The sequence below is a fragment of the Actinoplanes sp. GCM10030250 genome, from assembly GCF_042666575.1.
Taxonomy (GTDB): Bacteria; Actinomycetota; Actinomycetes; order Mycobacteriales; family Micromonosporaceae; genus Actinoplanes.
This window is the reverse complement of the sequence record NZ_JBHTDO010000057.1, coordinates 38,214-44,843: the sequence shown is the minus strand read 5'-3', so window position 1 is coordinate 44,843 and position 6,630 is coordinate 38,214. Positions and strand designations below refer to the sequence as shown.

At 71.0% G+C, this 6,630-nt stretch carries 5 protein-coding genes and 1 pseudogene; 2 read left to right on the top strand and 4 right to left on the bottom strand.

All coding sequences use genetic code 11. The annotated features are described in order from the left end of the window. Positions 1-1,968 (bottom strand): sensor histidine kinase (locus ACFQV6_RS41915; protein WP_378033306.1); only part of this gene is annotated, 1,968 nt, incomplete at its 3' end. On the opposite strand from ACFQV6_RS41915, the pseudogene ACFQV6_RS41910 reads away from it, so the two are divergent. Further along, positions 1,967-2,809: pseudogene (locus ACFQV6_RS41910) on the top strand (CPBP family intramembrane glutamic endopeptidase); the annotation flags it as partial. The gene ACFQV6_RS41915 and the pseudogene ACFQV6_RS41910 sit on opposite strands and share 2 nt — an antisense overlap. A 165-nt stretch (positions 2,810-2,974) precedes the next feature. On the opposite strand, the gene ACFQV6_RS41905 reads toward ACFQV6_RS41910, so the two are convergent. Both ACFQV6_RS41905 and ACFQV6_RS41900 read right to left on the bottom strand, forming a co-directional pair. Beyond that, positions 2,975-3,583 carry a TetR/AcrR family transcriptional regulator gene (locus ACFQV6_RS41905; RefSeq protein WP_378033305.1) on the bottom strand — a complete coding sequence of 203 codons (609 nt, stop codon included), beginning with the start codon at positions 3,581-3,583 and terminating at the stop codon, positions 2,975-2,977. Positions 3,584-3,590: 7 nt separating this feature from the next. After that, complete coding sequence (locus tag ACFQV6_RS41900; protein WP_378033304.1) at positions 3,591-4,574, bottom strand: alpha/beta fold hydrolase; 984 nt, start codon at positions 4,572-4,574, stop codon at positions 3,591-3,593. 162 nt (positions 4,575-4,736) lie between these two features. Between ACFQV6_RS41900 and ACFQV6_RS41895 the strand changes: the two genes are divergently transcribed. Further along, positions 4,737-5,195: a PepSY domain-containing protein gene (locus tag ACFQV6_RS41895; protein WP_378033303.1), complete on the top strand. Its 459-nt coding sequence runs from the start codon at positions 4,737-4,739 to the stop codon at positions 5,193-5,195. A 42-nt stretch (positions 5,196-5,237) separates the two neighbouring features. Here the strand turns inward: ACFQV6_RS41895 and ACFQV6_RS41890 are convergent, their stop codons facing one another. Beyond that, complete coding sequence (locus ACFQV6_RS41890) at positions 5,238-6,551, bottom strand: hypothetical protein (RefSeq protein ID WP_378033302.1); 1,314 nt, start codon at positions 6,549-6,551, stop codon at positions 5,238-5,240. Between the last annotated feature and the right edge of the window lie 79 nt (positions 6,552-6,630).

Below are 6,630 nucleotides of genomic sequence, written 5' to 3'. Positions count from 1 at the left end.
CGAGGGCGGGGGCGGGGACGGGGACGGGGGCGGGGACGAAACCTGGGGCGTGCGGATCGGGCCGAGGCCGTCGAGCAGGGCGCGCATGGCGGTCAGGGCGTCACGGCCGGCTTCCACGACGCCGGGCAGGTCGCCGGCGTCGGCGGCGCGGGGGACCCGGGCGGCATGTTCCAGGACAGCCGCGTGCAGGCCGGCGGCCACCCGGGCGCGTTCGTCGCGGGTGTGTAGCTCGGCCTCGGCGGTCACCGCGAGGACCGCGCCCTCCTCACGGTCGAGGAGTCGGCGGCGGCGGCGCCGGGTGGCGTGGCCGGCCAGCCAGGCGGCGATCACCGGCACGCAGAGGATCACCGCGGAGAAGACGGTGAGGGCGCCCACCAGGATCAGCGACATCAGCGGGCCGGGTTCCGGTTCGCCGTCGACCGGCGGGCTCATGACGACCAGCAGGGCGATGGTGAGGGCGGTGCAGGCCAGCGTGGCGAGCGGCGCCAGCCAGGTCAGCCCGGGGCGAGCGCCGCGGGAGGCCACGGCGTAGACGGCAGCCAGGTCGGCGCCGATGCTGAACAGAAACAGCCAGCTGTCCTCGGGGCGCACCGTGTTCGTGAGCAGGAGCAGCGGGCCCAGCCAGGTGGTGAGGGTGACGGCCGCGAACACGGACCAGGGATACCGGCGCCGCCACAGCAGCGGCGCGGCGTGGGCAAGAACGGCCAGCAACAGCAGCGCGGTCGCGCCCGGAGCAGCACCGGTCTCCTCGGCGAAAGTCGCCACGCCGGTCAGCGGCAGGGCCAGCGTGAGCAGGGCAAGGGCGCCGTCGAGGACGGCCTGACTGCGCAACAGCGAGACCTTGCGGGGCGGAGCCGAGGTCAAAGGCAACTTCGCGTGTACGCGCCAGCCGCCCCCCTCCCGCGGACCTGTCTCGATGGTCCCGCCCACCGCCGCGGCCCGCTCCCTCATCCCCGCCAGCCCACGGCCGCCACCCAGCCCCTGAACCTCGGCAGCCGCCGGGCCGTCGTCCTCGATCAACAGCTCGGTGCCGGCCGGACCGGACGAGAGCCGGATCAGAACGGTCGAGCCCGGCGCATAGCGCAGCGTGTTGGTGAGCGCCTCCCGGGTGATGCCATGAACCGCCCCCGGATCGGCCTGGCCGGAGTCGGATTCGAGGACGACCACCTGCCCGAGCTGCCGGAAGTCATCGGCAAGATCGGCCAGCGACGGAACCGCCTCGGGCACGCCGTCGCTGTGCGGCAGAACCGAGACCAGCCGCCGCAGATCGGCGAGAGCCTCACGGCCGGTGCGGGCGGCGAACGCCAGCGCCTCCACGCGCAGGTCCGGACGCTGATCGCCCAGGAACTGCGCCGCCGAAGCCTGAACGACAACCGACGTCAAATGGTGGGCGGTCACGTCGTGTAGCTCCCGGGCGAGTCTCCGCCGTTCCGTATCCGCAGCCTCCAACCGGGCCTGTTCAGCCTCGGCGAGGCGGCGGGCCGCGGCGGCCCGGTCGGCGAGCCATCGCTGGCGGATACGACCGGAGGCGGCCACGATGCCGTACGCCGCGGCACCCGCGAGGATGTCGAGCGGATCGGAACCGGTGACGACGATGTGGACGACCTGCCAGAGGACCAGTCCGGCGACGGCCAGGGCGGTCGTGCGCCGCGAGCACAGCACCGCGACCGAGAACAGCGCCACCAGGTCGGCGAGCGAGACGACCAGCAGCGTGTCGCCGGGCACGAGAAACAGCTGTTCCGGTGCCAGCCACCCGCCGAGCGTGATCAGGGCGGTGACCACTGCCAGCACGACGACCGGGCGGTGCCGTCGCAGGCACAGAGCGGCCGTGATCGCTATGACGATGGCGAGAAGTGCGATCACCCGTACCGGAGAAAAGGGGTCGAGAGTGACCCGCGCGCCTGGCCAGACCACCATCTGGGCCGCCGCGAGCAGCGCGGGAACCAGCCAGATCCTCCAGCGAGCCATGATCGGCACAGCTTACGGTGCGTCCCGGGCCGGGTCGATCTATGCCTCAGGGCAGGGGCCGGTATCCGGCTGTGGCCGGATCCGCCGAGCGGTTCCAGCGGTCAGACTTCACCGCATGCTGATTTCGCCGCCGCCGTCCACCCCCTATCACCGGCTCGCCCGCACCGCCGCGCATCGCTGGTGGCGACCGGTCGTGGGCACGCTGGTCCTGACCGTGACCGTCGTGGTCGTGACCCTCGGCTTCTACCTGGTCGTGGGGCTCGCGGGGCTTGTCACGGGGCAACCCGAGGTGGATGGCATCCCCTCCTTCGGGCCACTCGCCGACCTGGCGGTGGGGTTCGTCAGCCTCGGCATCCTGCTGCCGGTGGTGCTGCTGACGGCGCGCTGGATTCAGCGGCGGCCGGCCGGGACGCTGTCGTCGGTGACGGGCCGCTTGAGGTGGCGCTGGTTGATGGCTTGCCTCCCGGTGGCGTTCGTGGCGATCGTGCTGTTCCTCGGTGGCGGGCTCGGCCTCGCGGCGGCGACCGGTGAGGACACCGGTCTCGGTGACCCGCTGGCCGGATGGGGCCCCTTCCTGGTGTCGATGCTGGTGCTGATGCTGGTGGTGCCGTTCCAGGCGGCCGCGGAGGAATACCTGACGCGGGGCTGGCTGCTCCAGGCGCTCGGTGTGTGGTTCGCGAGGCCGTGGCTGCCGATTCTCTTTCAGGCATTGGTCTTCGCGGCGCTGCACGGCTGGGGCACACCGTGGGGCTTCGTTGACCTGCTGCTGTTCGGGGTGGTCACCGGCTGGCTGACCGTGCGGACCGGCGGGCTCGAGGCGGCGATCGCGCTGCACGTGATGAACAACCTGGTCAGCAGCGTGGTAGCGGCGGCGTTCAACGATCTCGGCATGGACGAGACGGCGGCCGACATGTCCTGGCAGATGGCGGTGGTGGATCTGCCGGTGCTGCTCGGCTACGCCGCGATGATCGTGTGGCTGGCCCGCCGCCGCCGCATCGCAACGGTGTCAGACAGTGCTGCGGCGCAGGATGTCGACTATGGCGTCGGCGGCGGCGACCAGGTCGAAGCTGCGATCGGTCAGGGATTCGCCGACCACCCCGTCGATGGCGCCGCCGAGCACGATCGCCAGCGTGCGTGAGTCCAGGCCGGCACGATAGGTGCCGGTTTGGATCGCTCCGTCGATCAGAGTGGCGAGCGGCTGCCAGCGGGCCGGGGAGGCCGGCCGGTCCGCGATGCCGGTGTCGTGCTCGTCGTCGAGCGCCTCGACGATCACCCGGACGTGGTCCGGGTGGGCGGACAGATAACCGATCAGACCACGGACGTACGCCTCCACCGCCTCCGCCGGCCCCGGCGCAGCCTCCACCAGCCCACCGACGTGCTCGGCCAACCCCCCGATGACCTGCCCATAGGCGGCCCGGACCAGGGCGGCCTTCGACGCGAAGTGATAGAGCACAGCGGCCTTGGTGACACCGGCCGCATCGGCGATGCGCTGCAGCGAGCATCCCGCGTACCCGTGCTCCGCGATCAGCCGGATCGTCACGTCGACGAGCTGGGCACGCCGCGCCTGCTCGGTGAACGTCAACGGCCGCCCGGCGGCACGCGGTGAGCTCGGCATACGGCTCCTAGGACGTGGCGGTCAGGAACGCGGCCACGTCGGCCGCGATCCGATCCGGCTGTTCACCGTTGACAGCGTGTGAGGCGCCGTCATAGGTCAGTACCGTACGGTGCCGCAGCTCCGCCGACGCCGTGCGGGCCGCCTCCGCGGAGTCGTGCATGACCGATTCACCGGCAAGGATGACCAGCACCGGAACGGTGATCCCGCCCAGTTGCTCCGCGCTGAACCGCGCCGGAGCCGGGCGCTGAATGGCGTAGTTCCGCATCCCCGACTCCACCAGGTCGGCCAGCGGGCTGTCCTCGACCGGTGCGCCGCCCGCCGTCCAACTGTTGAAGCCGTCCCGCCACGACTTCGGCAGCCACCGCACCGAGGCCGGAAGTGATCGGACGATGACCTCCAGCGGCAGGTCCGCGAAGGTCACCGCCGGGTCGATCAGAATCAGTCCGGCAACCTTCTCCGGCCGGTGCACGACCAGGTTCGTCGCGGTCCAGCCACCGAACGACATACCCACCAGGTGGATCTGCGGCTCCGGCAGCGCCGCGATGATCTGATGCAGCCAGTCAGCCTGATCCGCGTGGCTCTCGATCGGCCGATCCTGGATGCTCCCGCCCGGCTCGCCGAGCAGATCAACGGTGTAGACGGTGCGCAGCCGCAGCAGCGACGGCAGATTGTCGGCCCACATCGGCGAGGACGCCGCCCACCCGGGCAGCAGCATCAGCGGCGCCGCGCCGGGATTCGCGCCCGGCTTCACGCCTGGCTTCGCGCCGGCGAACCGGTAGACCCGGACCAGACCGTAGGTGGTGCGCAGGTCGAGGGTCGCCGCCGGCTGGGGGAGGGCGACAAAGGCTTTCTGGTACGCGGAGGCGAAGTGATCACGACCGGCCGCCGAGGTGAAGTGACCGACCGGTGAGCTGCCACGGGCGATGTATCCGCCGGTGAACAGCAGGAGCGCGACGACGACGATCCCGATGAACCTCAGTTTCTTGTGCACGGTAGCTCCTGGCTGTGAGGGTGCCTGACTTACCGTTCGGTTAGTAGTCTAACCGCTCGGTAGAAGAAGCGCCTTAGCCTGGTCTTAGCGTTGGCACAGCGTGCCGATATCCGTCCCCGGGCGATCGTGTGGTGGTCAGATCAACTGGGAGGTCGGAGAACAATGAACACGAAGACGCGTACCGGGGTTGTCGTAGCGGTCGGCGCTCTGTCCGTGCTGGGAATCGCCGGGACGGCCCTCGCGGTGGACACGCCCAGCCCGTCGGTTTCGGTCTCGACCTCGGGCTCGGTGGTGGCGCCGGCGCCGTCCGGTTCGGCGACCACCCCGTCAGGAGCGGCTTCGGGGGCAGCGACCGCGCCGGCCGGCACCGCGGTTGACGAGGCTCAGGCCAAGGAGATCGCGCTGAAGGCCGCCGGCAGCGGGCAGGTCGAGGACGTGGAGCGGGAGACCGAGCACGGCCGTGAGGTCTGGGACGTCGAGATCCAGGCCGGCGCCGTGGAGCACGAGATCGACGTGGCCGCCGCGACCGGCGAGGTGCTGCGCCACGAGCAGGAGAACGACAACGACGACGACAAGAACGACGACAGCGACGACCGGGATGACGACGGCGACGACGACTGATCGCTGAGAAAGGGCGCACCCCTCGGGGTGCGCCCTTTGTCGTCAGGCGACCGGGACCAGGCCGATGTCGACGATGGCCTCGCCGGCGTCGGTCACCTCCACCACGGCGCTCCAGCCCCGGTTGTAGTAGTCACCGGTGCTGCCGATGACGTCCGAATCGCCTGCGTCGTCGCCCGCGTCCGGCACCGTGAACGTGTACGGCGACCCACCCATCAGGTAGACGTTCGCCACGTAGCGGCCCGGCTTCAGCCGGGTGGAGTAGGCGCCTTGCTCGTCGAGGTGCCCGCGGGGGACGTCCCAGTCCGGTTCCGTGCCCTCCAGCACGAACTCGATCTTGCCCACCTTCCCGTAGGCGCTCGGCTCGTCCGCGTCCCGCAAACCGTCGCGGTCGTTGTCCAGCCAGGCGTGGCCGCTCATCGTGCCCTCGGCGTAGTAGACCGTGCCGCCGCTGGCGGTGTTGTTCTCGGTGCTCTCCTCCGGGCTGGTCGTGGCGGCGGTGGCGGTGAAGACCAGCGGCCCGTCCGGGGTACCCGGTCCGGCGACCAGCCGGAGCCGCAACAGGTTGTACAGCTGGGTCACGTCGTACGCGCCGTCGCGGGAGCACTCGACGGCCCGCTCGGCATCCGCACCGGCCAGGGCGCAGCTCCACCCGGGGTACTCGGGGTCGAGCGACGCCGCCCGCACGGCCGGGGGCAGCGGAACCCGCACCGTCACGTCGTGAGCCGGGCTCCCCCCGGCGTTGTCCACCTCGACGTGGACGTCGAACTGCTCGTTCGCCTTGACCTGGTGAGCGGGAACGACGGAGACGCTGTTGACCGTGATGTCGGCGGGGCGCGGTACGACGTACCGGAATGTCGTCTCTCCGCTGTTGTTGCTCAGCGAGCGCTCGGGCGTGGTGGTGGACACCGACCCCCTCATCGTGACCGTGTCACCCACCGTCCCGGCGGGGAGCAGGACCGTCAGGTTCAGGCCCTCGAACTCGCCGGCTCCGACGGTCCGCCCGTTGGTGCAGGCCCACGTCGCGGTCGAGGTGTCGCAGGTCCAGCCGAACTGTTCGTTCTCGGCGGGATCCATCGTGCTGCCAGGCGGCGGGGTGAAGTGGAACGTCACCCGGGCTGCGGCTCGCGTGCCGACATTGGTGGCGACCGCCTGCACGAACGCCCGTGCACCCATGCCGCCCAGATACGAGACGTCGGTGGACTCCGGGCGCCATGCGAACTCGAGGTCCGCCCGAGCCGGGGCTGGTCCGGCCACCACGCCGGCCGGCCCGGAGGCGGCCGCCGCGGGAGTGGCGAGGACCGCCGCCGGTGAGAGCGCCACCGCCAGGGCCGGCAGCGACGCCAGTAACGTTCGCACGGATACCGATAGTTTGATCATGATCTCCCCGTTGAAGCCGGTGCGTCAGTGCATGCCACGCCTGCCGCCCACCCTCTAC